Origin of the sequence: Sporosarcina sp. 6E9 (genome assembly GCF_017921835.1) — a bacterium.
Classification (GTDB): domain Bacteria; phylum Bacillota; class Bacilli; order Bacillales_A; family Planococcaceae; genus Sporosarcina.
Window position 1 is genome coordinate 76041 of record NZ_JAGEMN010000001.1, and the last position, 24690, is coordinate 100730.

The window sequence follows — 24690 nt, forward strand, 5'->3', positions numbered from 1 at the left end:
ACTTTCAATCACATCACCTACTTCTCAATATCACGTTTTTTAACGGCTTCTTCTTTGGAATATCGCGCATGATCTTTTGGACGATACATTGTGGCGCGTTTGCTCTTTTGATCGGGTGGCGAGCGAAAGAACACTTTATTGAAATCTTTCAGTTTTAGTGGATAGAGAGGTGTCAAATAAGGACGCCCGATAGATTTTAGTCTGAGCAGATGAATGATTAATAAACTAATTCCGAACATGATACCGATTAGACCATAGAAGCCCGCTAATACCATCATCGGAAAACGAAGGACTCGAACAGAAGTCCCAATCAAATAGCTGGGTGTCGTAAAAGAGGCGAGTGCACTCATCGCGACAACAATAATTAAAATGTTGCTCGTCAGCCCGGCTGCAACGGCTGCTTGTCCAATAACGATTCCGCCGACAATCCCCATTGTTTGTCCGACCTTTGTCGGAAGTCTGGCACCGGCTTCCCGTAATAACTCAATCATGAGTTCAATCAGTAATGCTTCCAAAATGGGTGGAAATGGAACAGCTGCCCTAGATTGCCCAATGGAAACAATCAATGCCGTTGGAATAAGTTCATAGTGATAGGTAACGACAGCGATATAAAAGGGTGTGAGTATAAGTGCAGCAAATGTTGCAAACATCCGAATAAGTCGAAGCGTAGATGCTGGGATCCATCGCATATAAACATCTTCCATCGATTCGAAAAAACTGAAAAAGTTAGTAGGACCTATGAAACAGTTCGGACTATTTTCAACTAAAACGCCGATTTTACCTTCCTTGATGGTATAGGCAAGACGGGTAGGTAACTCCGTTATATAAAACTGTGGAAATATGGTCTTCGACGAATCTTCAATATATTGCTTTAACGCAGTACTATCTTCTATTTCAGCGACATCTAAATCTTGAATTCGTTGACGCATCGTATTGACATCCGCGTCATTCGCAACCGATTTCATATAAACGAGTCGGACTTCGCGAGGGATTGAATGACCGACGGTAAATTTCTCCATGACAAGATCAGTGGATGGGATAATTTGCCGAATTACATTTAAATTTGTAGATAACGACTCCGTGAAAGCTAGCTGGGGGCCGATGACAACTGATTCGGTCTCGGGTTTCTCCAAACTACGTTTTACTTCATCGGCTAAGGAATAAGAAACGATTTCTTTTTCCTCTTCAATATATATAAAAACCTCACCGAGGATAATCTTGTTGAATACTTCTTTTAAAGAGTTTGTTGTCGTTACATTACCCAGTGGAATTTCGTTTATTATGCCACGACTTGTCCATGCCTCTTCATGACTTAATAAAGGGGTCAATAAAGAACTTTCCAACTTATTTGTATCTATTAGATAAGTAATTCCAAACACGGCAACTTTTTTGCCTTTATGTTCGTATACGGAAAAGAGTAAATCTTCATCCGAATGATTCTCGAATTTACTCTTAATAATGACTTCCAATTCATTCATTTGTAAAGGGAAGAGTGTATTGGTTTTCAATTTGACCTCCTACTAAACGAGAATGATATTCAGTATGGGACAGAAGAGGCGAAAATATAACAAAAGCAATCACAAGATTAGTTGTGAAAGTTTCTTAATCTTGATTTCATAAGAAAAAACCTCTTTTTTGATTGCGCGTAATTGATCTTGAAGTCCTCACTAGAGCTTTCAAAGTCCTCTCAACCGGTCGCGAAGTCAGCGCAATCTTTCTAGTCCTCTCTCGTCCACTCGAAGTCCTCTCCAGCGCCGCCTAAGTCCGCGGAATTCGCTGTGAAGTCCGTGCAATTACTGAACTCCTCTCTATCGGTCGCGAAATGCGCGCAATTCGCCCACATAGCATTCTTTCACAAAAAATAACAATCTATTTCTATGGCTTTTGTAGTATAATAGTAGTTGTATTGTGAACTGAAAGTCATAGTCTACTAGAGAAGGAATGAGAAAGATAAAAATAAATTGGAAAATGATTTTGCTGCTCGTCCCGGTCGTTTTTCTGGTGATTCAAGTTGCAGGTAGTTTCTTTTTTTATGAGTTAGCAATCAAAAGGGGAGAGAAAGAATACTTGCAGAAGAATGCAGATTTAGAAGTGTCTGCGGAAACAATGGCGTTATATACGAAGGGGCAATGGAAAGACTGGGTGGCCAGTCAAGACTTTGAACCAATGAATATAGTTTCTCGAGACGGCATGGAACTATCCGGGTACTATTTAAGTGCTTCCATGCCGACGAATAAGCTTGTCATTTTGACGCACGGTTATTTAGGGAACGCGAAACAAATGGGGCTATTCGGTCAGTATTACCATGAGGAGTTAGGTTTTAATATTTTCATGGCTGATGCAAGAGGACATGGAAAGAGCGAAGGCGATTATTATGGGTTCGGTTGGCCGGATCGACTGGACTTGATTGATTGGACTGAAAAGCTGGTGGATAAACTAGGCGCTGACACCGAAGTCGTTTACCATGGATTATCGATGGGTGCTGCAACTGTTTTAATGGCTAGCGGGGAAGAAGGATTGCCACGTCAGGTCAAGGCCATCGTCGCGGACAGTCCGTATAAGTCTGTTTACCAATTATTTGCTTATCAAATGGATCGCATGTTTCACCTACCCGCATTTCCTTTGTTGGATAGTACGAGTCTATTAACAAAGATTCGGGCAGGCTATTTATTTAAAGAAGCGAGCGCATTACGAGAAGTCGGAAAAACGAATGTCCCGATTCTGTATGTACATGGAAACGACGACACTTTTGTTCCAGTAGCAATGGCCAAAGAATTGTATCAACATACATCGAGTGAAGCAGAACTCTATCTGGTCGATGGGGCGAATCACGGTGAATCTTTTGCCATGCAGAAGGCTGAGTATAAAAATAAAGTCCAACACTTCTTAAGCAACTACCTCAATTTAGTTGCCGAGAAGTAAAGAATGGCTGCGTGCGATTGAATGTCAAATTCAATCGTATGCGGCTTTTTTTGTGAATTATTTCGACGGTGGTGCGAGATGATTATTATGAGAACGCAACGCTCTACACCAAGTTAGTGATCCTCAAATTCACACTTCACAAAAAACTCCGAAAACGTGTATGATAGTTACATAGGAATATTCATCATCAAAGGAGGAGTTCATTTGCTTAAAGAGCTAGGAATTACACCGATTAGAGTAGAATTGCCATTTCGATTGAATCACGTCAATTGTTTTATGGCGGAAGGCGAAAATGGCTGGACGGTGATTGATTCGGGATTAAATAATCCATATACGACTCAATTATGGGACGAAAAACTACAAGGGAAAACTGTCACAGACCTCTATCTAACGCATTATCATCCAGACCATTTCGGGCATTCTGGGACACTGCAACAGAAAACCGGCGCACGGGTTTCCATGTCAAAGATTGATGCGGATGCTGGGTATAATGCGTGGACTGATGAATTTCTAGGAAGTATACATAGTTATTATCAGGCATCGGGAATTCCTGAAGAAATCGGCACGCAAATGGTGCAAAATACCGTTGAATTTATACCGCTCGTTACGCCGCATCCGAAAATTGACCATTATTTTATCGAAGGCGAGAAAGTGCCGATTGGCCGTTTCGACTATGAAGTGATTTTTGCGCCGGGACATTCGGACGGTATGGTTTGTTTTTACAATGCGGAAAAAAATGTGCTCCTTTCAGCAGATCATATCCTACCGAGAATCACGCCGAATATTTCGTACTGGTTCCATGGAAATGACAACCCGCTGAAATCCTACTTGACATCATTGGAGAAAATAAAAAAACTTGATATCGATTTTGTCGTGCCATCCCACGGCAAACCATTTCACGGCGCAAATCAGCGAATCGATGAAATTATAAAGCACCATGATACACGGCTTGCAGAAACGATGAAAGCAATAGGCCAAGGTGCTACAGTCTATGAGGTTTTCAATCGACTATTCCAATTCGAATTAACCATTCACGAAGTTCGTTTTGCAGTAGGCGAAACGTTGGCGCATCTAGAATATCTGCGACATAAAGGAAATTGTCAAAGGGAAATGCAAAACGGGGTTTGGCACTACACGATCAATTAGGGGGAATATAATTAATGAAACCAGTTATCGGCATAACAACAGATATCGATGGGGATAGAAAGCATCAATTGAACACAAATTATGTAACTGCAATCACACGTGCAGGCGGATTGCCGTTCATTTTACCAATCGGTGTTGAAGGTGACGCCAAGCAAATAGCCCATATGCTCGACGGCATCATACTCACTGGCGGCGGGGACATTGACCCAACTTTATTCGATGAAGAACCTCATGCGCTGCTAGGCGAAGTGACGCCAACTCGCGATGCGCTCGAAATAAAAATTGCGAAAGAAATGCTTCAAGTCAATAAACCGATTTTAGGTATTTGCAGAGGGCTTCAAATTTTAAATGTTGCACTGGGCGGGGCAGTTATTCAAGACATTCATTCGCAGTGTGAAAACACAATCTTGCAACATTCGCAAAAAGCACCTAGGAGCCATACATCTCACTTCGTGCAAGTAGAAAAAGCGTCCATTCTCGAATCAATAACAGAAACACCTACGATTAAAGTAAACTCATTCCATCATCAAGCAGTAAAAGACGTTCCGGAACCACTCAAAATCAGCGGAACGGCAAGCGATGACATCATAGAAGCCGTAGAAAGCACCGCACACGACTTCGTAGTCGGCGTGCAGTGGCATCCGGAAGCATTAGCGGAATACGGAGAAGCCGTGTCGCTTCGGCTTTTCAATACATTCGTAGAAAAATGCAAAGAAAGCAGGTCCTAAAAAAATGGCTATTATCGACTTACATTGCGACGTTCTTTTAAGACTTTACGAATCAAACGGAAAATTGAAATTTAAAGACGCGCCAGAACTCGATACGAGTTATGAAAAATTGAAAAAAGGCGGCGTACGCGTCCAAGCGTTTGCAATTTTCATCGAACCTGACATGAAATCAGACGAGAAATTTCAAGCGGCTTTAGATCAAATTCATTATTTTTATACAGATGTCCTAGCGAATAATCCGAATATGAAACAAATTAAAGAATGGAGCGACTTCGACCAACTGAAAGACGGAGAAATCGGCGCATTTTTAACACTTGAAGGGGTAGACGCCATTGGGAATGATCTTCAGAAGTTGAGCATTCTTTATGAACTAGGCGTTCGTTCAATTGGACTCACTTGGAATAACGCGAATTTGGCGGCAGACGGAGCAGGGGAATCACGCGGTGCTGGCCTGACAACGTTCGGAAGAGAAATTGTTCAATTTAACAACCGTCATAAAATATTGACGGATGTCTCCCATTTATGCGAAAAAGCGTTTTGGGATGTCATGGACGAAGCGACTTACCCGATTGCAAGCCACTCCAATGCAAGAGCAATATGCGATCATGTTCGCAATCTAACAGATGAACAAGCGAAAGCCATGTTTGCCAAAAATGGACTCATACACGTCGTCTATTGTCCGCCGTTTGTGAAGGAAGAAGGGGAAGTGACAATCCCAGATCTTATTAAACATATCGATCATTTTTGTTCGCTAGGTGGGGTAAAACAAATTGGATTGGGTTCCGACTTTGACGGAATCGAATCAAAAATCATCCATCTAGAAGATGCGTCCATGCATCCAAATTTACTTAATGAGCTTCTAAAACATTATAGCGAAGAGGAAGTAAAAGGATTTGCCTATCAAAACTTCCTGAATCATCGTCCGAAATAAAAATAACTGCAGGAGCAATCAGTAAAATGATTGTTTCTGCAGTTTTTATTATGCCGCTAAGCCTTTCCCCATATTGAATAAACCCTCTTCCACAGGGAAACAATAATCTTATACCGATTCACTAAAGGAGGCATTCCAATCGAAACGCTTAAAACGAAATTAGATGGAATTGAGGATGCCGTATTTAAAGATATATATGTAGATAAAGAACGAATCACACTAATTTATTTTAGTTCACTAATCGACAATAAAATATTGCACCAGACTGTCATCGCGCCATTATTGCAATCGAAAGCAGATGTGTTGCAGACCTCGGAAGTTATCGAAGCAATCGATATTGCAAACGTCATTTCCACAATTACGGAAGGAAATACTGTCCTCTATTTCCATGCGGAAGGGCTTTACTTAAGTATAAATACATTCAGTGCGCCAACTGCCGCGATATCCGATACTGACACTGAATCTAGTGTTATCGGGCCACAAAATGCATTTACTGAATCACTTGAAACAAATTTATCACTAGTAAAGAGAAGAATCCAAAACACGAATTTAAAAATCCGAAATTTCGTTATCGGATCTGAAACCAATACGAAAGTTTCCGTTCTGTATATGGACGATATTGTCAATAAAGAAAATCTGGACATCGTCATTAATAAAATAAAAAAAATAGATCACCCTGGATTTAACGATATTTCAATTTTGCAACAGTTAATGGATGATCATCCGTTTTCCCCGTTTCCGCAATACCATGAAACGGTAAGACCAGATATCGCAGTGTCAGGTCTATTAGACGGACGCATTGTTATAGCCATGGAGAATGGTAAAGGTATCATCATTTGTCCAATCTCCTTCTTCGAGTTATTTATTTCTCCGGAGGATTACTATAATCGGTGGACGACAGCATCACTTCTCCGATTTCTTCGTTTCTTTGGGTTTTTCTTGACAATCATACTAACGCCGACATATATTTCAGTCTTAACCTATCATCCTGAAATGTTGCCATTCGAAGTTCTGTTGAATCTACAGGAATCACGGGGAAAGGTTCCTTTTTCACCTTTCATGGAAGTGTTATTTATGGAACTTGTTATTGAAGTTTTGAGAGAAGCCGGTTCGCGAATGCCGACTAAGATTGGTCAAACGATTGGTATTGTCGGCGGTATCGTTATTGGAACTGCAGCAGTTGAAGCGAGTCTTGTTAGTAATACATTAATCGTAATTGTTGCTGTTTCCGCACTTCTATCATTTCTACCCCCAAACTTTATCATGAGTAACTCGAGTCGCTTCGTTCGTTACTTGTTTATTTTTGGAGCAGGTATGTTCGGGCTGTATGGCCAAATGATTGCATTTGCATGGCTGTTTCACCATTTACTGAGCTTGACTTCACTAAACACGCCTTATTTGACGCCTTTAATTCCCAGAAAGTGGACGGACGTTTTTGACTCCGTCGTCCGAATGCCGACCAAGTTTTTAAAATACAAACCTGGGATTACAAGGGCCCAAACTAAAAAAACGCCTCCAGTAGACAAGGAGGAATGAACTTGGTCGACAATAAATTAAAAGTGTTGAATCACTATCACGTCGTGTTTCTCATTCAAAATGTGATCATAGGAACCTCGCTTTTATCACTGCCAAACCGGTTAAGTTCCATGGGTTACAGCTTGTGGTGGATGCCATTGTTATTTGGCGTGGTCGCAAACTTACTACTCATACCAATGATATGGCTCGTAAGAAAATACCCAAATGATACGTTATTTGTCATTCATGAAAAACTATTCGGCAAATGGGCAGGAAAAACAATTAATGCAATTCTTCTTGTCTATTTCATCATTGTAATAGCGGCTGTATGTTCAAGTTATATACGATTAATTCAAATCGTCGCGCTTGTAGATCAAAAAATCACAGCCCCCTTGATTATTTTCTTAATCATAGCAATTTATATTGCCCACGGAGGAATTAAATCAGTTGCGCGGTTTTGTATCATTAGCTTTTTCTTGACGTTCGGACTGCTTTACTTTTTGAAGTGGGGTGTTGCGGACGGGGACATCCGTCATATAATGCCATTTTTCAATTTCACGCCCCAGGAATTATTCACTGCTTCGAAAAAAGGGTTAATGACAATCGGCGGTTTTGAATTAATTTTATTTTATTTTCCATATATCATATATCAGAAAAAAGCTTTCAAACATGCATCCCTCGGTTTATGGATGAGCATGGTATTCACATTTGCTTTTACGTTTGTAAGTGTCATGTTTTTTTCAGAATGGCAACTTGAAAATTTGTTGTATCCTGTTTTAAACTTGTTCCAGGAAGTTCAGCTATCTTATCTTGAAAGACTCGATGTACTAGGAATCACGATGTGGGTTTATTTAATTTTATCTACAACGGCCGCTTATATATGGGTGGCAAAGAAGGGATTCGATTCCGTTCTCTCCTCGACCAAAAAAAGTCACTTGTATTTTGTTGCAGCGATTGTTTTTATACTTGTAAGAGCCCCTTATATGGAAGCGTTTCAAAAGCTATTGTTTGAACGTGTATTTTACGTAATGTATGCATTTTTTCTTTGGCCCATACTATTATGTTTAATCCACATGATGAAACCAAAAAAGAACGAGGGATCGAAGTGAAAAAATCCATATTATTTATTTTCGTATCAGGTTTTGCTTTAATGGCTGGATGTACTGAATCGGAGCAACGCGCATCTGTAGAGGAGCTCTCGCTCGTTAGTAGCATCGGTTTCGATTTAGTAGATAATCAAGAAATGAGGATGACAGTCGGTATTCCACAACCTGCTGGAGAATCACCTGTACTGACCGAAGCTTATTCAATTAACACGGAAATGGTACAGGAAGGGCTCGTTAAGCTATCTTCAAAAGCAGATAAAATGATTGTTTTAAATCAATTGCGTACGTTCTTATTTAGCGAAGCATTCGCGAAGAGTGGAAAAGTAACAGGGGTAGTGGAACATTTTTATCGGGATTCTACAGTGGGAAACAAAGTTCGCATCGTCATTGTCAAAGATCAAGTTGAGGATGTTCTGAAAGCAGATTATCCGGAAAATCAACATATGGACGCTTATTTGAATGAATTGTTCGAGCCGAAACTTCATACTTCATTTAGTCCGTTTACATCCATACATGATTATATAAACACTCAAACAAGTCCGGTTTATCATACGATGGTTCCATATTTGGAGAAGAAGGGCGATTCACTTGAGGTTACTAAAGTTGCATTATTTAATAGTGAACGAATGGTGGATACCATCACGACTGAGCAATCGTTGTTAGTACAGGCGTTGGTTGGACTGAAAAAACTTTCGCCGCTCGCCGTGAAATTTAAAGACAATGAGAAGGATAACCAACTCTTCTTAGAGCAAATAGAAAACAGAGCTAAGATAAAAAGCAATAAGAATATTGAATCACCGAAAGTGAATATTGACCTTAACATTAAAGCGGTGCTAGTTGAATATAAAGGTAATCGAGATTTAAGTAAGATAGGCGAATATAAGAAGCTAGAGAAAGAAATTAACAAACACTTGGAAAAAGAAATTGAAGATATTCTTAAAAAGCTACAAGAGTTAGAATTGGACCCGGTAGGCTTAAGTGAATCTTTCAGAATGCATTATAAAGGAAAATGGACAGAGGAAATGACGCAGAAAGTAATCGCGTCGTTGGATTATGAAGTAAATGTGAATATGAAAGTCGTGAATACAGGGACATTGCGGTGAAAAGGGTGTGGATTGAACAGGACCCGGAGCGTAAAGCGGGCGTCGCCGCAGGTTTGGAGCGGATATCCGACAGATTGGCGTTTATATGCGACGATTTGGGAAGCATATCCGACACTCGGAGTCACATATCAGCACCTTTTACACGTATATCCGCAAAACGGGACTTTACTACTGCAGTATTCGGTGCTCTTCGGATTAAGTAGCGCATTGCCGGTATTACTTATAAACGTTACTTCACCAATTCTACCAAATATCCATAACCCGCTTGCTCCATATCTTCCATCGAAACAAATAAGATGGACGCGCTATTAATACAATACCTTTTCCCGCCCCGGTCCACCGGTCCATCGTCAAACACATGCCCGAGATGAATATCACCGACGCGGCTGCGGACTTCCGTTCGTACCATATTAAAACTCGTATCGACTGTATATGTCACGACATTCGGGTCGATAGGTTTGGTGAAACTTGGCCAGCCGCAATAGGAATCATATTTATCGACGCTTGAAAACAGGGGTTCACCTGTGACGATATCCACATAAATTCCAGGTTCATACAAGTCCCAATACTCGTTTGAATAAGCGGTTTCGGTGTCGTCCAGAACCGCGACTTTGTATTGTTCATCTGTTAATTTCTTTTTAATCTCCTTATCGCTCGGTCGTGAATAAAGTGCCGGATCTACTAATGAATCCAAATCATCTAAAATACTCATGTCGATATGGCAATAGGCGTTTGGGTTTTTCACTAAAAAGTCTTGATGTTCCTCTTCGGCTAAGAAATAATTCGTTAAAGGCAACACTTCCGTAACGACAGCTTTATCATGTCTTTTCCGCTCCGCAGTCAATAATTTATCAATGATATAAGCATCGTCTTCATTTAAATAATAAATTCCCGTACGGTATTGAATACCGACATCGTTGCCTTGTTGATTGAGTGTAGTGGGATCGATAGCTTTAAAATAATACTCGATAAGCGTGGATAGTTCCACGTCATCGGGATCATATTGAACTTCCACAGCCTCAACAAATCCCATCTTTCCGCTAATCACTTCTTCATATGTCGGGTTTTCGCCTAAGCCATTTGCGTAGCCTGAGGTTACTTCATGAACCCCGGGCATTTTAGAAAAGAATGCTTCGACTCCCCAAAAGCAACCACCTGCGAAATAAATAACTTCGAGTTGACGCTCATCTTTAGCCTCAGAAGAAGCCGAATTAACTGGTTTTGTTTTCGTATCGACCTCATCCACCGTCTTTGTCTGAACTGCACATGCCGAAATAACCAGCAGTAGGCTAAAAAATAAGAATCCGCTAAATAATCGTTTCATCGCTATCCTCCTATCTGAGTCGTTTCATAATTTTCGATAGCTCTTTATTAGAAGTATGTCCGACAATCGTTTCCTCGAGTTCCCCGAATCGACTAATAAAATAAGAACTCGGATAACCAATGACATCAAATTCTTTTGCCCAAACACCGTCTTCATCAAGCAAGACTGTAATGTTTTCGTAGGGGAGCGATGCATACCATTCTTTAAACTTTTCGGGAGACATTTCTCCTTTATAATTAGGATTCACAATACTAATCACACGAAATTCGGTTTCAGTTGCCGATAATGAATCTAGTTCTTCTAGACCCGCCAAACAAATTGAACACCAGGAAGTCCAGTACTTAACGTAAACTTTTTGCCCGATATCCTCCAACGAAACCGGATTCCCATCCAAGTCCTCAAGTACGAACTTCGGGGCTAAATCGTCAGTATCTATCAGGATCACGTCATCTCCATAAGGTGTGCCGCAACCAGCGATTAGGACAATAAAAAACAAGGAAACGAGCAATCGCATACAATTCCGTTTCAATTAGTATCCCCCTAGTGATTAATAGTTCTGATAATTCTATACTATCATATTCGTACCCAATCATAAGTATCTGTTCATAAAAAAAAGAAGACCTATAGGCCTCCTTTTTATCAACCGCGTTTGAAGCGACTCGATTTTTTCGATTTCAATCGTTCCAATCGATTTTGTGTATCCCGCCTCATGTCGCTCGTTTTCTTTTCGTCCAATTGTAGCGAAATAACTGCATCTCCTTGAATAGTAGCAAGTAACCATGACCCTTCCTTACTTCCAGTAGGGAGTGAAGAAGTGGGGACGTGGTATTCTTTTTGCAAACGCTCTACGAGAATGAGCGCTTGTTGATTATCGGTGAATCGGTCAAGATATGCTGAATACATAAATTAGCCTCCAATACATGCGATGTTTTGTTCTTTAATATCATTGATTCTAGCAGGGCCGATGCCGTGAATCCGTTTCAAATCATCGAGTGATTTGTACGGTCTACCTTTGATTAATAAAGCCACGCGTTCAGCACCGATATGTACAATTTGTTGAATGTCTGCATCGGTCGCTTCATTAATATTGATACAAGAGCCTTCAGCTGTTGTTGCATCCGGTGAATCTCGCGGAATGGTGCCGTCTTTATTCGTTTGAACCGAGTAAGTCGCACCATCTGTTTCAACACGAACCGTTCCGTGCGTATTCGTGCCGTACAATAACACCTGATGTGCTTGAAGTCGAGTGACGACTTCCTCATGTGGATGTTCGTACTGATTTTCATTCCCTGCGGAGTAGATTGCGATTTCGGGATTGACCGCATTTAGAAAATCTTCTGTTGTCGACGTATTCGATCCATGGTGTCCAACATGCAAGATATCAGCGTTTAAATTGGCGCCGCTCGTTAACATGTCGCGCTCTGCTTGTACCTCGGCGTCGCCTGTGAACAAGAATGCGACATCCCCGTATGTCATTCGCATGGACAGTGAATTATTATTCGTCGATCCAGTCAAAGAACTCGGATGCAAGATCGTAATTTCAAGAGGACCCACATCAAAAACTTCTCCGACTTCCGGTTCGTAATAATCTACCCCATTCACTTCAATCGCATCCAATGCCCGTAGAAATACATCCGATTCCGCCGATTGACCGTTCATCCACACTTCGTGGACATTAAATGCATCGATGATTTTATCCAACTGGCCGATATGATCGGCATGGGGATGGGTAATCGCGATGATATCAATAGATTTGATTTTTTCATCGTGAAGATAAGAGACAACGTCGGTTGCATTCCAATTCCCCGTATCGATGAGCATCGTATAACTATCCGTTCCGTCACTAAACTCGAGCAGTGTCGCATCCGCTTGGCCAACATCGATAAAATGGGCAATCATGTTTGATAGCTTGATATTGTCTTCAATTTCAGCTGCGGGTGGCGATGTCGCATTACTATTCATACATCCCGCACATAAAAGCGCCGCACCTATTAATAAATAAAGCGTCGCGATTAATTTTTTCTTCATGTAATAATATCCTCCGGTCTTTCAAATTAATCCCTTATAGGATCATTATATCAGAATCGATTCTAGCAAGCTGAGTTCCCTGAACGTCATTACTTGATTTGGCATTTTATTGAAGATACGATAATAAGAACACACTACTAAAAGTAGGAGGCTAAATCATGAAAACTTATCAAATGATGATTAATGGTGAAAACCAGGGTGAAAATTTACCAGTAGTTGAAGTCAATAATCCCGCAACAGGTGAAGTGATTGCGACTGTGCCAAAAGGCGGCGCGGACGAAGCAGCTTTAGCAGTCGATGCAGCTTATGAAGCATTCAAAGAGTGGTCTAAGCTTTCGGCTTATGAGCGAAGCGAGTTAATACGCGATTGGTATGATTTGATAAAGGAAAACACAGAAGATTTAGCAAGAACGATGACTGAAGAACAAGGAAAGCCGTTACCAGAAGCACGCGGTGAAATTAATTATGCGAATGGATTCATCTCTTGGTATGCGGAAGAAGGAAAGCGAATTTACGGCGAATCGATTCCAGCAACCGGACAAAACAAACGACTATTTGTCCATAAACAACCCGTCGGTGTAACCGCGGTTATCACGCCGTGGAATTTCCCGGCAGCGATGATCACGAGAAAAGTTGGTCCGGCGCTGGCGGCAGGTTGCACAGTTGTCATTAAACCAGCCAATTTAACCCCGATAACGGCGATTAAACTCGTTCAACTCGCGAAGCAAGCCGGCATTCCAAAAGGCGTTATCAATGTTGTAACCGGCGATTCAAAAGTGATTGGTGAAACATGGCTCGCAGATACGCGTGTGCGAAAACTGACATTCACAGGATCCACCGAAGTTGGAAAGGAACTTATGAAAGGCGCGGCGGACACGGTCAAGAAAATTTCACTCGAACTTGGTGGCCATGCACCGGCAATTGTTTTGGAAGATGCTGATTTAGACAAAGCGGCAGCAGGCGTACTCGCTGCAAAATTCCGCAACGCTGGACAAACTTGCGTCTGTGTTAACCGCGTCTACGTTCATGAATCAATTGCCGATGCTTTTACCAAGAAACTCGTAGAAAAAGCGAGTGCTTTAAAAGTGGGGAATGGTTTGGAAGAGGGCACCGATATCGGACCCCTAATTGACGAATCGGCCATTGAAAAAGTGGGGCAACATGTTGACGATGCAAAAGAAAAAGGCGCGACAGTCGAACTTGGTGGAAACGTAAAAGATGGGCTCTTCTTCGAACCGACAATCCTAACCGGTGTCACGGACGACATGATTTGTATGACAGACGAAACATTCGGTCCAGTCACGCCGATTACAACATTCAAAACTGAAGACGAGGCAATCGAGCGAGCGAACGACTCCATTTACGGACTTGCAGCATATGTATTCACGGAAAATATCACAAAAGGAATCCATATATCCGAACAACTAGAATACGGCATTGTCGGATTGAACGACGGCATTCCGTCCACACCGCAAGCACCATTCGGCGGATTCAAGCAGAGCGGCCTAGGAAGAGAAGGCGGGCAGCAAGGAATGGACGAGTATTTAGAAGTAAAATATATCTCGGTTGGTTTGTAAAATCAAGAGGAGGAAATTAAATGACTAAAATGAAAGCAATTCAATTTGAAGAATACGGTGGATCGGAAGTTTTAAAGTATATGGATGTTGATATTCCTGAATTAGGTGACCGTGAAGTCTTGGTTAACGTTAAAGCGATTGGTGTGAACTATGCAGATATCGCACGACGCGAAGGGAAGTATGTCGTGCCAACGCCATTACCGTTTATTCCAGGCGCAGAAATTGCCGGTGAAATTGTCGCTGTAGGTAAAAATGTCACACAGTACAAGCCGGGGATGCGGGTCGTCTCGTTAATTGAATCGGATGCGTATGCGGAATTTGCGAAAGCACATGAAGTGGCATTGGCGCCGATTCCAAATGGCGTAGATTTCTCCGATGCAGTTGCACTTCCGCTACAAGGACAGACTGCCTACCATATCTTAACGACTATGGGCAGACTGGAAAAAGGTGAAACTGTTCTCGTTCATGCAGCAGCGGGCGGCGTCGGAGCAATTTCCGTACAACTCGCAAAATTATTCGGTGCAGGCAAAGTGATCGCGACAGCCAGTAGTGATGAAAAACTGGCACATGCCAAAAAACTAGGCGCAGATCATCTCGTCAACTACACAGAAGAAGATTGGGAACAACAAGTTCTTGAGCTGACAGATGGAAAAGGGGTCGACGTTGCCCTCGAAATGGTCGGCGGAGACATCTTCGATAAAACATTGGCATGTCTAGCACCATTCGGCAGATTAGTCATATTCGGTGCTGCCAGCGGGGAACAAGCACATCTTTATCCAGCGCAACTCATGCGTAAAAATCAATCAGTGATAGGTTTCTTCTTACCACAAATCGTGAGTAAACCAGAATTGTACTTGAAGAGTTTCAAAGAATTGCTTCGTTATATTGAAAGCGGCGAACTTGAACTGACAATCGGTGGCACGTATAAATTAGAAGATGCAGCCGAAGCACATCAAGACCTTCAGGGAAGAAAGACTATGGGGAAATTGGTGCTCATTCCATAAAGCAATTCGGGGAAGTACATCATGTACTTCCTTTTTTTATGAATAAATGTTTTTTCCGGCTAGGCGTAAAGTCTTGTTTTGCGGATATAAGTTGAATTATTGATGATATGTGTTCCAAATGTACGGATATAGTGTGGACTTCTTTGGATATCCGTCCTGAATGCGCGGATATAATAAAATGACCACCTTGGGAAGAATATAATCCGCAATGAATAAGGAAATAGGAAGTTTACTGATTAACTTTTACTCATTCTGAAACTTTATTAGCCAGCATGCGTATGTCTTAGTAAGAATGCTACTTTACGGAGGTGTTAACATGCTATTAATTATTACTATATTAATATTTACTGTTATAGGTGTATTTCTGTTGAATGGAAAAGGAACGTTTCTTATTGCAGGATTTAACACGTTACCTAAAGAGGAAAAAGCAAAATACGATAAACTGGCTTTTAGTAAATTCTACGGAAAAACAATTCTAGCTTTATCAGCAAGCATGGTATTTTGGTTGTTCAGCGACATACTACAAAACAATGTACTATTCGTTATTGGTTTGATCTTATTTTTAGCTATTCTTATTTTTAGTTTAATATATTCTAACTTGGGCAATCGATTTAAAAAGGAATCAAGTTGAGCAGTTACTATACGGATGCGAGAAGCGTAGCGTTGAGTAAGGCTTGTATTTATGTTAATAAATTAGCTGATATCGATACCAATATTTGATAGGCTTTAATAAAATATACTATGGAAACATATCAGAATCTTTATCCGAACGAATAAAAGGCGAGACTGTTGATTTTAGTTTAGCAGTTAAAAGATCATCAAACGATGGTCTTTTTTTTATTAGCTCTGTTAATTCTTGTTGTTGATAATTGCACTTTTAGAACGAGTATTAGAGGGTATCCACATCAAAACAATAAAGTCACTATAAAAGACGTGATTCTTCAAGATACAGAAACATATGGTACACTAAGTTTAAGTAAATTCACAATATAGAATTATTTTTTATTCAACAAACGGGCAATTTAACAGAATAAAATTAAAAGAATTATTATAAAAAGTTGGGAGTGATTATATGAATAAATTAAACTGTGATTCCTGCGGTGGAGAGATTAAACCAGGAGAATTTATGGCGGTATTGGCGGAATATCCCACAAAGGAATATGTTGGCAGGACAGATTCAATTATCAAAAAGTGGGTTAAAGAAACTGATGGAGTAATTTACTGTAGGGAATGTTTTGAAAGTAAATTTGAGCCAAATTAAGCTATCAGCAATCGGGGGCGATTGTTGAGGAAAGCTCTGTTAATCCAAAATCAACAGGCCCTCCATTTATTGGAGGATCTGTTTTTTAAAAATAAAACAACATTAAACTTTAACAGAGACTTTTTATTAATAAATCAATAAATTCACGAATACAGGATTAAACAGAATACATAAGTTAAAATGTAGTCCATACGTACCAAAACAAAAGTTTTAGTAACTAGAATTTTTGAGGGGCTATAGGAATGATCCAATTGGAAAGATGTAAAGTCCCGGTTTGCTGATATAATTGATAAATGTGCTGATACAGCAAAGATTGGTACGGATATATTTCTATAATGCACGGAAATAATGTCGTTTCATGCGGAAATACATACCGAATGCACCGATATTATAAATTTCGCGATAGACGTTATTTGCTAGCAAAAGTTACAATTCCTTATTCTTAGTATATAATTAAATCAAAATATTTGTTGAAAGGATTACTTACGATGAAAATTATTGATTGGCCTACTTTCATAGGCGCTTTAATATTATTACTGGCGGTGTCAATTCCGCTGATGCTATTTCCTGAAACCGGTGAAGTAGTTGTCAATATGGCAAATGAATTTATGACGGAAACATTCGGCGTCGTTTATTTATTTGTTGGTTTAGCAGCATTTGTATTTCTTATGTATGTTGCTTTTAGTAAAAATGGAAAAGTAAAGCTGGGCGATAGAGGAGAACGAAAAGAGTTCAATACATTTTCCTGGGCAGCAATGATGTTCTCGGCAGGAATAGGTTCGAGTATTCTCTATTGGGCGATGATCGAGTGGGCTTATTATTATCAAGCACCGCCATTCGGCCTTGCACCAGAATCCAATGAGGCAATATCATGGGCTACCGCCTATGGTATTTTCCACTGGGGACCCATAGCTTGGGCAATTTATACTTTACCGGCTCTTCCAATTGCTTATTTTTACTACGTTCGAAAAAAGCGCGTATTGAAAATTAGTGAGGCGGTAAGACCCGTTCTCGGAAAACTCGTTGACACACCAATCGGCGTTATTATCGACGTTCTATTTATGTTCGGTTTAATGGGCGGGGCGGGCACGACGCTGGCACTTGGGACACCGATGATTGCAGCCGGCGTTTCAGACATAACAGGCATTCCTGTTACCCTCGGTATGCAGGTTGTCATTATGATGCTTTGTACAGTTATTTTTGCAACGAGTTCTTATTTCGGCCTCAAAAAAGGAATTAAACTACTTAGTGACATCAATCTTTGGTTAGCGGTTTTTATTCTGGCATTTGTTTTTATAGTTGGACCGACATTATTCATTAGTAATACAGCGTTTACAAGTTTCGGTATTATCATTGATAATTTCTTTAAAATGGCGACATGGCTTGAGCCATTCGGGAATTTAGATGGGTTTGAAAAAACAAGTTTTCCTCAGAAATGGACTATTTTTTATTGGGCCTGGTGGGTAGTGTACGCACCATTCGTCGGTTTATTTGTTGCGCGCATATCCCGTGGTAGAACGATCCAGGAAATGATTCTCGGTACGATGATTTACGGAACTGTCGGGAGTATGTTGTTCTTTGGAATACTTGGCAACTTTGGACTTTATCTGCAATTGAGCGGTACTTTTGATGTAATTGGGTTCATGAATGAAGCAGGTGCGCCCGCGACAATCATTGCCATTTTTCATCAGCTTCCAATCGCAAAAATTATTGTGCCCTTGTTCACGATCCTAGCAATTATTTTCCTTTCGACGACTTTCGATTCGGCGTCCTTTATTTTGGCAGCGGTTGTGCAGAAAGAAGTGGATTCAGATCCACTAAGATGGAATCGGTTATTCTGGGCATTCACGTTAACGCTGCTTCCGCTCGTGTTGATGTTTATTGGGGGACTTGAGACGCTCCAAACAGCGAGTATCGTTGCAGGTTTTCCTGTTGTATTTATATTGTTTTTACTTGCTTGGTCATTTATGAAGGCTTCGAGTGAAGATATTTTAGCGTCAAAAGATTATGACTCCCCGATGATTCATATTAATCGTCGAGAAGAAAAGAACCGTAGGATAAAAAAGAAACGTGAAAATGAGAACTAAAAGAATAGAAATAAAAAATTCAGCCACATAATAGTGGCTGAGTTTTTATTTTATCTTCTTCTTCGCAGGATTAAGAAAGAGATTTAATATCGACATCAATACCGCAATCAACAAAGCCGTGCCAAAACTCTCAATAATAAATCCATCGCCCATTATTTTATTGGTCAATAGAAGCATCAGCGCGTTCACAACAAATAAAAACAACCCGAGCGTGACAATTGTCGCTGGTAGCGTAAACAATATTAAAATCGGTCGAACGAGCATATTGATAATCGCTAAGACGATACTTGCCAAAATTGCAGTGCCAATACTCTCGACTATAAAACTAGGAATCAACCACGAAAGAAATAGTAATACCAGTGCGTTAATCAAAATTCCTCCGAACCATTTCATAAAGAACACAACCTTTGACATATATATTGATATGAATAGTGTATCATTAAATATAACTGAAGTTTAATTCTTGTATTCATTCTTTGGTTTATTTTCCATCTGAGCATTATCGATGGTCTCCAGTTTATCAAGTATTTTCTCCAATACATTATTAAACGTATCAACATCTATACTCATCCCGTTATTTTGAGATTGCTGTTTTTGTAAATCATCAATCTGACTTTGAAGTTTTGCCATTGCCTGTTGTTGCTGTTGATCGGCAATATTGCTTTCCTCTATTGAAATTGCTCCTCCAATGACTTGTATTGTATCGCCAAGCGCTGATAGCACAGTGCCCCACAAAGCAATTTTCGGACCGATATCTTGGGAATTGCTATTGTTTTGAAATCCATGTCCATTAAATTGGTTATTGAATTCCAAATCATCATCCTTTTACTGTATAATTCTTTATTAAGTAGTATATGCAAGTTCAAAATTTATGAAACTTTTATCAGACATTGTTGAATAGAGGCCAAATGTAAATTGTTTACTAAAAGTAAAATTCGACTCCAAACAAAATTAACGATATTAGTCTGTACAGTAGTCCTCGTTTCATTATCAGTAACAGCCTATTTGATTGGCAGCAAAGCCGTTGAAAATTCAAGGGCTTTTCACGAAAATAAAGTAATGGATATCGCGACCACTATCAGTCATACAAAGCTGATCAAAGACGGGTTAACCGGAGACGGACCCGTGGAAGCTATTCAATCTTTCACAAGCGAAGTTCAAAAAAGTACAAGTGTGCAGTATATCGTCGTGTTAAACAAGGATCATATTCGCCAGTCGCACCCAGTAGAAGAACGAATTGGTGAATATTTTGTCGGGGGCGACGAGGACCTTGCGTACGAAGGGGAAAGCTACACATCTTTAGCCCAAGGGACGCTCGGTGAATCATTAAGGGCTTTTGTGCCGATATATGCTGAAAATGAGATAGTCGGTGTCGTCTCCGTAGGTATTTTGTCGAAAAACATACAAGCCGCCGTATTTCAAAGCCTACGCACAAGTTACATAGGCATTGGCTTTGGATTACTTATCGGCATCATTGGGGCCTTTCTTTTAGCAAGACAAGTTAAGAAAACCCTATACGGTTTGGAACCGGAGGAAATCGCTAAACTTCTTGGCGAACGCGATGCGATGCTGGAATCCGTCAAAGAAGGAATTATTGCAATCAACGATAAAGGCGAAATCATTGTGGCCAATCAAGCCGCAAGTCAACTATTTCACCAAGCGGGTCTACTGGAAAACCCAATCGGCAAAACAGCCGATGCCTATTTACCGGGCTCACGTTTACAACAAGTCCTAATCTCCGGAGAACCAGCCTTCAACCAAGAACAACAACTGAATGGCATCGATATCGTCGTCAACCGAGTCCCGGTCATTTTAAACGGTGAAATCGTGGGCGCACTCGCGACATTTAGAGATAAAACCGAACTAACTTCTTTAGTAGAACAACTATCGGGTGCGAAAGCTTTTGCGGAAACCCTAAGAACGCAAACACATGAATTTATGAATAAACTACACGTCATCACAGCGATGGTGCACACAAAATCGTATGACGAGCTAAAAGAATACACCACCTATTTATCAGATGCTTATCAAAAAGAAGTGGGCGCAGTTTCTCGACTCATCAAGGATCCCGTCATATCGGGCTATTTGGTTAATAAGTTAAGCAAAGCACGTGAAACCGGCATTCATGTCGAACTAGCAGGGGACAACCCACTCCCCGGATTGAAGAAGATTGAGCATATGGACAAAATCATTACAATTCTAGGCAACCTGTTCGATAATGCGAGCGAAGCCGTACGAGATCAAGAGAACGGTCAAATTGAAATTGCTATAAATTATAAGAACAAGCACTTCTATTTTGATATACATGATAACGGTCCGGGTATTGGCGAAGCGGATTTTGAACAAACTTCGCAGATTGGCTTATCGACAAAAGGTGAAAATCGTGGGTACGGTCTTTATTTGGTCAATAAAGCCCTCACTGAACTGGGCGGCAAGCTAGATATTTCTTCGGAGAAAGGAGCGGGTACTCGATTTCATGTGAAGATTCCTTATGAGGGGGATACGAATGATTAACGTATTAATTATTGAAGACGATCCAATGGTTGCAAAATTCAATGGGATTTATCTGGAAAGCATCCCGGGGTTTACCCTTGCTGGAATCGCTGAAACTGCCGAAGCAGGATGGACATTTTACCAATCAAATAAAGTCGATCTCATCTTACTTGACGTACATATGGGGAAAAAAACTGGCCTTGAACTGCTACGCGATTTTCGAAAAGCGGATGACCCAGTGGATGTCATCATCATTTCGGCGGCAAACGATAAACAATCCGTCCAAACAGCGCTCCGTTACGGGGCGGTTGATTATCTCATAAAGCCTTTTACCTTCGAACGATTCCAAGAAGCGCTTCTCCAATATGAACAGAAGCATCAGGTGATGAAAGATACGGAACACGTAAGTCAAGAAGCAATCGATACATTTTTGCTTCGATCAGAAAAATCGCAAGCGACTGTTCTCGATCTTCCTAAAGGGCTCACGGTTCGAACCTTTACAACGATTGTCCGGCAAATGATGAAGCGTCCAAAAGGTGCATTTTCGGCCGCTGATTTGGCGAAGGAAACGGGGATTTCACGCGTCTCCGTTCGAAAATATTTAAATCATTTAGTGGAAACTGACATGTTAACCGTCGACATCGTGTATCAAGAAACGGGTCGTCCATTAAATCGCTTCATTGTAAAACCTGAAAAAATCGATATTCTCGAAGCATTAATCCGCGAATAACCAAAAAGAAAGTCACAATTTGTTCAATTGTGGCTTTCTTTTTTTAGTTACAAAAGTCTTTGCTTAGTTACGTAATGTATATTTACGATAAATTTGCCTATATAGTTAGCTTTCAAATAGTAAGCGTTTACATTGGGAGGGATTATTCTTGAAAGCAATGGTATCTACTGTCTGGCAAGGACTTTGGCGTTCGCATGACCAGACCAAAAATCTACTAAACTTTTTTTCGTATAAGAAGGATATAGAAAAAGCAAAGAATAAAAATGAACAATCGAAACAAGCAACAAATACCGGGGGACCTTTACAGGAGCCGGATAATGAATACAATAAAAAATCCTATACAACGGCACAAATTGTAGGTTTGATACTTGGCCCCTTATTATTCATTTTAACGCTGTTATTCTTTTCGCCTGAAGGATTGTCTCCAGAAGCGAGAGCAGTTCTGGCTGTAACATTATGGATTGCAACATGGTGGATTACGGAAGCGATTCCGATTCCAGTCACTTCGCTACTACCGATATTCTTATTGCCGGTAACGGGCGCGTTAGATAGCGGAACCGTAACAGCTGCATACGGTAATGACATTATTTATCTATTCTTAGGTGGGTTCTTTATTGCGCTAGCGATGGAAAAATGGAATCTCCATAAGAGAATGGCATTGGCGATCATCGCATTCATCGGGACGAGCACGCAACGAATCTTACTTGGATTTATGGTAGCCACAGCGTTTCTATCGATGTGGGTGTCTAACACCGCTGCAGTTATGATGATGATCCCAATGGGGTTAGCCATCACTGCACAAGTCGCATCCGCTTTAAAAGGGCGACCCGAGGAAAAAGAATTACCGAAGTTTGAGAAAGCGTTAATCTTTGGAATTGGCTATGCGGGAACAATCGGTGGACTCGGTACGCTTATCGGTACGCCGCCGAATATCATTCTTGCCGCACAAGTGAAAGAATTATTCGGTGTAGAGATTTCATTTGCAGGTTGGATGCTCATTGCAGTTCCAATTGTCGTGATACTCACGATTACAACTTGGATCTACTTGGGAAGATTTGCTTTTAAAATGAGTATTAAAGGCCTTCCTGGTGGAAAAGAAGTGATTCAAGATGAACGTAAAGCACTTGGAAAAATGATTTTTGAAGAAAAAGTAGTTGCCGCTGTATTTGTTTTTGCAGCTTTCATGTGGATTACAAGAGAATTTCTTTGGTTGGGAATCGTACCTGATTTAAAAGATGGCATGATTGCTGTGTTGGCAACGGGTCTTTTATTTGCAATCCCGACATCTAAAAAGTATGGCGCGCGCATTCTTGAATGGAAAGATTCCAAGGAAATCCCGTGGGGCATTCTACTCCTATTCGGAGGCGGTCTTGCAATCGCTGCCGGCTTCCGTCAAACAGGTCTGTCTGAATGGATTGGTGCGCAACTCACTGTATTAGATGGTTTTAACATTATTATCATCATCACACTTTCAACGTTACTCGTTCTTGGATTAACGGAGATTACATCAAATACGGCAACTGCGACGATGATTCTTCCAGTATTGGCATCACTAGCGCTAGCCCTGCAAATCCACCCGTTCGCATTGATGGTACCAGCGGCAATGGCTGCAAACTGCGCGTTCATGTTGCCAGTAGGAACTCCACCAAACGCAATCATCTTTGGAACCGGGAAATTAAGAATCGTTGAAATGGTTCGCGTCGGTTTCTTGGTCAACTTATTCGCCCTGTTTTTAATCGTATTGGTTATTTACTTCCTAATGCCAATTGCGTGGGGACTTGATTTGCATAATGTACCTGCTGAATTTTTCGGTAAATAAAATAGAGTGCCTGACACCTACGCAACGTGGGTGCCAGGCATTTTTAATTTTGAATGAACATATCATAAAGGGGGAGAATCATAAGGGATTGTATAGCTACGTTGAATAGTTATCGGGTGGTAGAGTGAAGTAACGGACTTGTAGACAACTATGTTCTAGACGTTTCCCGGTTATGGGAAGCGTTTTTTTTGTTGTTGGAGGTTTCCCATTTTGAGTGTCGTGCCGGGTTATTCCCATCCAATAATATTTAAAGACTATTCAGACTACAGGATTGTTTTGTAAGAACATTTGTTTTATAATAGACGTAAAGAATTGAGATGAGGCCGTGGTTTTATTGTAGAGTTGACGAGCCCATATGTCGAACCAATAAAGCGATTCAAATCGTTATCACCAATTTCAACTTGCTTGAAAAACCACATTACCACAGCATGTTTCAATTAATTGACCCTGAGAATGGCGCTCTATTTTCATCTCATATGGAAATACATGTGCTTGAATTATCAAAAGTGAAGGGATTAAAACTTAAAAACGCGACCAAACTTGAACAATGGTTAATTTTTATGAAGGGCGATAAAGAAACAAAGGAGGCGTTAGCGATGGAAAGTTTAACCATTAGAGATGCATTTAGTGAGATCCAACGTTTAAGCGATGATACGGAAATGCGTAAAGCAGCCATCGCACGTGAAATTCATTTGAAAGATCAAATTCAAAGGGAACTAGATGCAAAAGAAGAAGGCAAAGAAGAAAATATAACAAAAGTAATCTTAAGTATGCATCGAAAACAATACCCGATTGAGGAAATCGCGGACGTGTTAAATATGCCGGTAGAAAATGTTGTAAGTATCATAAAATCAACTATTCAATAGTTGGAACAGTACTGGGTTACAGATCACAATATAAGCCTACGAATCATCCC

The 24690-nt window shown here is 40.6% G+C and carries 23 protein-coding genes; 16 read left to right on the forward strand and 7 right to left on the reverse strand.

Annotation, left to right across the window (positions count from 1 at the left end; genetic code table 11):
- Positions 1 to 17 precede the first annotated feature (17 nt).
- Complete coding sequence (locus tag J4G36_RS00500) at positions 18 to 1508, reverse strand: spore germination protein (protein WP_368668703.1); 1491 nt, start codon at positions 1506 to 1508, stop codon at positions 18 to 20.
- Positions 1509 to 1941: 433 nt separating this feature from the next.
- Here J4G36_RS00500 and J4G36_RS00505 point away from each other — a divergent pair, with 433 nt between their 5' ends.
- From J4G36_RS00505 to J4G36_RS00535, 7 genes are all read left to right on the forward strand, one after another.
- A complete protein-coding gene (locus J4G36_RS00505) occupies positions 1942 to 2922 on the forward strand; it encodes an alpha/beta hydrolase (RefSeq protein ID WP_210467884.1) in 981 nt (326 codons plus the stop codon).
- A 204-nt stretch (positions 2923 to 3126) separates the two neighbouring features.
- A complete protein-coding gene (locus tag J4G36_RS00510; protein ID WP_246880347.1) occupies positions 3127 to 4068 on the forward strand; it encodes an MBL fold metallo-hydrolase in 942 nt (313 codons plus the stop codon).
- Positions 4069 to 4082: 14 nt separating this feature from the next.
- On the forward strand, positions 4083 to 4796 hold the full coding sequence (locus J4G36_RS00515; protein WP_210467885.1) for a gamma-glutamyl-gamma-aminobutyrate hydrolase family protein: 714 nt from the start codon (positions 4083 to 4085) through the stop codon (positions 4794 to 4796).
- Between the two features lie 4 nt (positions 4797 to 4800).
- Positions 4801 to 5727 carry a dipeptidase gene (locus J4G36_RS00520; RefSeq protein WP_210467886.1) on the forward strand — a complete coding sequence of 309 codons (927 nt, stop codon included), beginning with the start codon at positions 4801 to 4803 and terminating at the stop codon, positions 5725 to 5727.
- Between the two features lie 138 nt (positions 5728 to 5865).
- On the forward strand, positions 5866 to 7263 hold the full coding sequence (locus J4G36_RS00525) for a spore germination protein (RefSeq protein WP_368668755.1): 1398 nt from the start codon (positions 5866 to 5868) through the stop codon (positions 7261 to 7263).
- A gap of 2 nt (positions 7264 to 7265) precedes the next feature.
- Positions 7266 to 8351: a GerAB/ArcD/ProY family transporter gene (locus J4G36_RS00530; RefSeq protein WP_210467887.1), complete on the forward strand. Its 1086-nt coding sequence runs from the start codon at positions 7266 to 7268 to the stop codon at positions 8349 to 8351.
- Positions 8348 to 9451, forward strand: a complete 1104-nt coding sequence (locus J4G36_RS00535) for a Ger(x)C family spore germination protein (RefSeq protein ID WP_210467888.1) — start codon at positions 8348 to 8350, stop codon at positions 9449 to 9451. Before J4G36_RS00530 ends, J4G36_RS00535 begins: the two co-directional genes overlap by 4 nt.
- 229 nt (positions 9452 to 9680) lie before the next feature.
- Here the strand turns inward: J4G36_RS00535 and msrB are convergent, their stop codons facing one another.
- The 4 genes from msrB to J4G36_RS00555 all read right to left on the reverse strand — a co-directional run bounded on the left by msrB (position 9681) and on the right by J4G36_RS00555 (position 12803).
- The gene (gene msrB, locus J4G36_RS00540; RefSeq protein WP_210467889.1) at positions 9681 to 10775 is read right to left on the reverse strand and encodes a peptide-methionine (R)-S-oxide reductase MsrB; all 1095 of its coding nucleotides are present in this window, start codon (positions 10773 to 10775) and stop codon (positions 9681 to 9683) included.
- Positions 10776 to 10785: 10 nt separating this feature from the next.
- Entirely contained in the window at positions 10786 to 11304 is a 519-nt protein-coding gene (locus J4G36_RS00545) for a redoxin family protein (RefSeq protein ID WP_210467890.1), read from the reverse strand.
- Between the two features lie 110 nt (positions 11305 to 11414).
- Positions 11415 to 11678 (reverse strand): DUF3006 domain-containing protein, encoded by a 264-nt coding sequence (locus tag J4G36_RS00550; protein ID WP_210467891.1) that lies wholly within the window; start codon positions 11676 to 11678, stop codon positions 11415 to 11417.
- 3 nt (positions 11679 to 11681) lie between these two features.
- On the reverse strand, positions 11682 to 12803 hold the full coding sequence (locus J4G36_RS00555) for an MBL fold metallo-hydrolase (RefSeq protein ID WP_246880349.1): 1122 nt from the start codon (positions 12801 to 12803) through the stop codon (positions 11682 to 11684).
- A 158-nt stretch (positions 12804 to 12961) separates the two neighbouring features.
- Between J4G36_RS00555 and J4G36_RS00560 the strand changes: the two genes are divergently transcribed.
- The 5 genes from J4G36_RS00560 to J4G36_RS00580 all read left to right on the forward strand — a co-directional run bounded on the left by J4G36_RS00560 (position 12962) and on the right by J4G36_RS00580 (position 18732).
- Complete coding sequence (locus tag J4G36_RS00560) at positions 12962 to 14380, forward strand: NAD-dependent succinate-semialdehyde dehydrogenase (protein ID WP_210467892.1); 1419 nt, start codon at positions 12962 to 12964, stop codon at positions 14378 to 14380.
- 29 nt (positions 14381 to 14409) lie between these two features.
- Positions 14410 to 15384: a quinone oxidoreductase family protein gene (locus J4G36_RS00565; RefSeq protein WP_210470359.1), complete on the forward strand. Its 975-nt coding sequence runs from the start codon at positions 14410 to 14412 to the stop codon at positions 15382 to 15384.
- Between the two features lie 316 nt (positions 15385 to 15700).
- Positions 15701 to 16015 (forward strand): DUF3784 domain-containing protein, encoded by a 315-nt coding sequence (locus tag J4G36_RS00570; protein ID WP_210467893.1) that lies wholly within the window; start codon positions 15701 to 15703, stop codon positions 16013 to 16015.
- Between the two features lie 441 nt (positions 16016 to 16456).
- On the forward strand, positions 16457 to 16645 hold the full coding sequence (locus J4G36_RS00575; RefSeq protein ID WP_210467894.1) for a hypothetical protein: 189 nt from the start codon (positions 16457 to 16459) through the stop codon (positions 16643 to 16645).
- A 488-nt stretch (positions 16646 to 17133) separates the two neighbouring features.
- Positions 17134 to 18732, forward strand: coding sequence for a BCCT family transporter (locus tag J4G36_RS00580; RefSeq protein WP_210467895.1), 1599 nt, complete (start codon positions 17134 to 17136; stop codon positions 18730 to 18732).
- Between the two features lie 45 nt (positions 18733 to 18777).
- On the opposite strand, the gene J4G36_RS00585 is transcribed toward J4G36_RS00580, so the two are convergent.
- Entirely contained in the window at positions 18778 to 19125 is a 348-nt protein-coding gene (locus J4G36_RS00585) for a phage holin family protein (protein ID WP_210467896.1), read from the reverse strand.
- Positions 19126 to 19188: 63 nt separating this feature from the next.
- A complete protein-coding gene (locus tag J4G36_RS00590) occupies positions 19189 to 19545 on the reverse strand; it encodes a hypothetical protein (protein WP_210467897.1) in 357 nt (118 codons plus the stop codon).
- Between the two features lie 102 nt (positions 19546 to 19647).
- On the opposite strand from J4G36_RS00590, the gene dcuS reads away from it, so the two are divergent.
- From dcuS to J4G36_RS00610, 4 genes are all read left to right on the forward strand, one after another.
- The gene (gene dcuS, locus J4G36_RS00595) at positions 19648 to 21246 is read left to right on the forward strand and encodes a DcuS/MalK family sensor histidine kinase (protein ID WP_246880350.1); all 1599 of its coding nucleotides are present in this window, start codon (positions 19648 to 19650) and stop codon (positions 21244 to 21246) included.
- Positions 21239 to 21955, forward strand: a complete 717-nt coding sequence (locus J4G36_RS00600; protein ID WP_210467898.1) for a response regulator — start codon at positions 21239 to 21241, stop codon at positions 21953 to 21955. The genes dcuS and J4G36_RS00600 overlap by 8 nt, the downstream gene beginning before the upstream one ends.
- A gap of 157 nt (positions 21956 to 22112) precedes the next feature.
- Positions 22113 to 23774 carry an SLC13 family permease gene (locus J4G36_RS00605; RefSeq protein WP_210470361.1) on the forward strand — a complete coding sequence of 554 codons (1662 nt, stop codon included), beginning with the start codon at positions 22113 to 22115 and terminating at the stop codon, positions 23772 to 23774.
- Positions 23775 to 24091: 317 nt separating this feature from the next.
- Positions 24092 to 24640 carry an Rpn family recombination-promoting nuclease/putative transposase gene (locus tag J4G36_RS00610; protein ID WP_256439533.1) on the forward strand — a complete coding sequence of 183 codons (549 nt, stop codon included), beginning with the start codon at positions 24092 to 24094 and terminating at the stop codon, positions 24638 to 24640.
- Positions 24641 to 24690: the final 50 nt, after the last annotated feature.

What these genes read in the sequence shown, in the direction of transcription:
- J4G36_RS00515 (WP_210467885.1), top strand. Translation starts at nt 4,083, where the DNA reads ATGAAACCAGTTATCGGCATAACAACAGATATCGATGGGGATAGAAAG.
- J4G36_RS00555 (WP_246880349.1), bottom strand. Translation starts at nt 12,803, where the DNA reads ATGAAGAAAAAATTAATCGCGACGCTTTATTTATTAATAGGTGCGGCG.
- J4G36_RS00585 (WP_210467896.1), bottom strand. Translation starts at nt 19,125, where the DNA reads ATGAAATGGTTCGGAGGAATTTTGATTAACGCACTGGTATTACTATTT.
- J4G36_RS00505 (WP_210467884.1), top strand. Translation starts at nt 1,942, where the DNA reads ATGAGAAAGATAAAAATAAATTGGAAAATGATTTTGCTGCTCGTCCCG.
- J4G36_RS00570 (WP_210467893.1), top strand. Translation starts at nt 15,701, where the DNA reads ATGCTATTAATTATTACTATATTAATATTTACTGTTATAGGTGTATTT.
- msrB (WP_210467889.1), bottom strand. Translation starts at nt 10,775, where the DNA reads ATGAAACGATTATTTAGCGGATTCTTATTTTTTAGCCTACTGCTGGTT.
- J4G36_RS00575 (WP_210467894.1), top strand. Translation starts at nt 16,457, where the DNA reads ATGAATAAATTAAACTGTGATTCCTGCGGTGGAGAGATTAAACCAGGA.
- J4G36_RS00565 (WP_210470359.1), top strand. Translation starts at nt 14,410, where the DNA reads ATGAAAGCAATTCAATTTGAAGAATACGGTGGATCGGAAGTTTTAAAG.
- J4G36_RS00520 (WP_210467886.1), top strand. Translation starts at nt 4,801, where the DNA reads ATGGCTATTATCGACTTACATTGCGACGTTCTTTTAAGACTTTACGAA.
- J4G36_RS00560 (WP_210467892.1), top strand. Translation starts at nt 12,962, where the DNA reads ATGAAAACTTATCAAATGATGATTAATGGTGAAAACCAGGGTGAAAAT.
- J4G36_RS00580 (WP_210467895.1), top strand. Translation starts at nt 17,134, where the DNA reads ATGAAAATTATTGATTGGCCTACTTTCATAGGCGCTTTAATATTATTA.
- J4G36_RS00600 (WP_210467898.1), top strand. Translation starts at nt 21,239, where the DNA reads ATGATTAACGTATTAATTATTGAAGACGATCCAATGGTTGCAAAATTC.
- J4G36_RS00610 (WP_256439533.1), top strand. Translation starts at nt 24,092, where the DNA reads ATGAGGCCGTGGTTTTATTGTAGAGTTGACGAGCCCATATGTCGAACC.
- J4G36_RS00605 (WP_210470361.1), top strand. Translation starts at nt 22,113, where the DNA reads ATGGTATCTACTGTCTGGCAAGGACTTTGGCGTTCGCATGACCAGACC.
- J4G36_RS00550 (WP_210467891.1), bottom strand. Translation starts at nt 11,678, where the DNA reads ATGTATTCAGCATATCTTGACCGATTCACCGATAATCAACAAGCGCTC.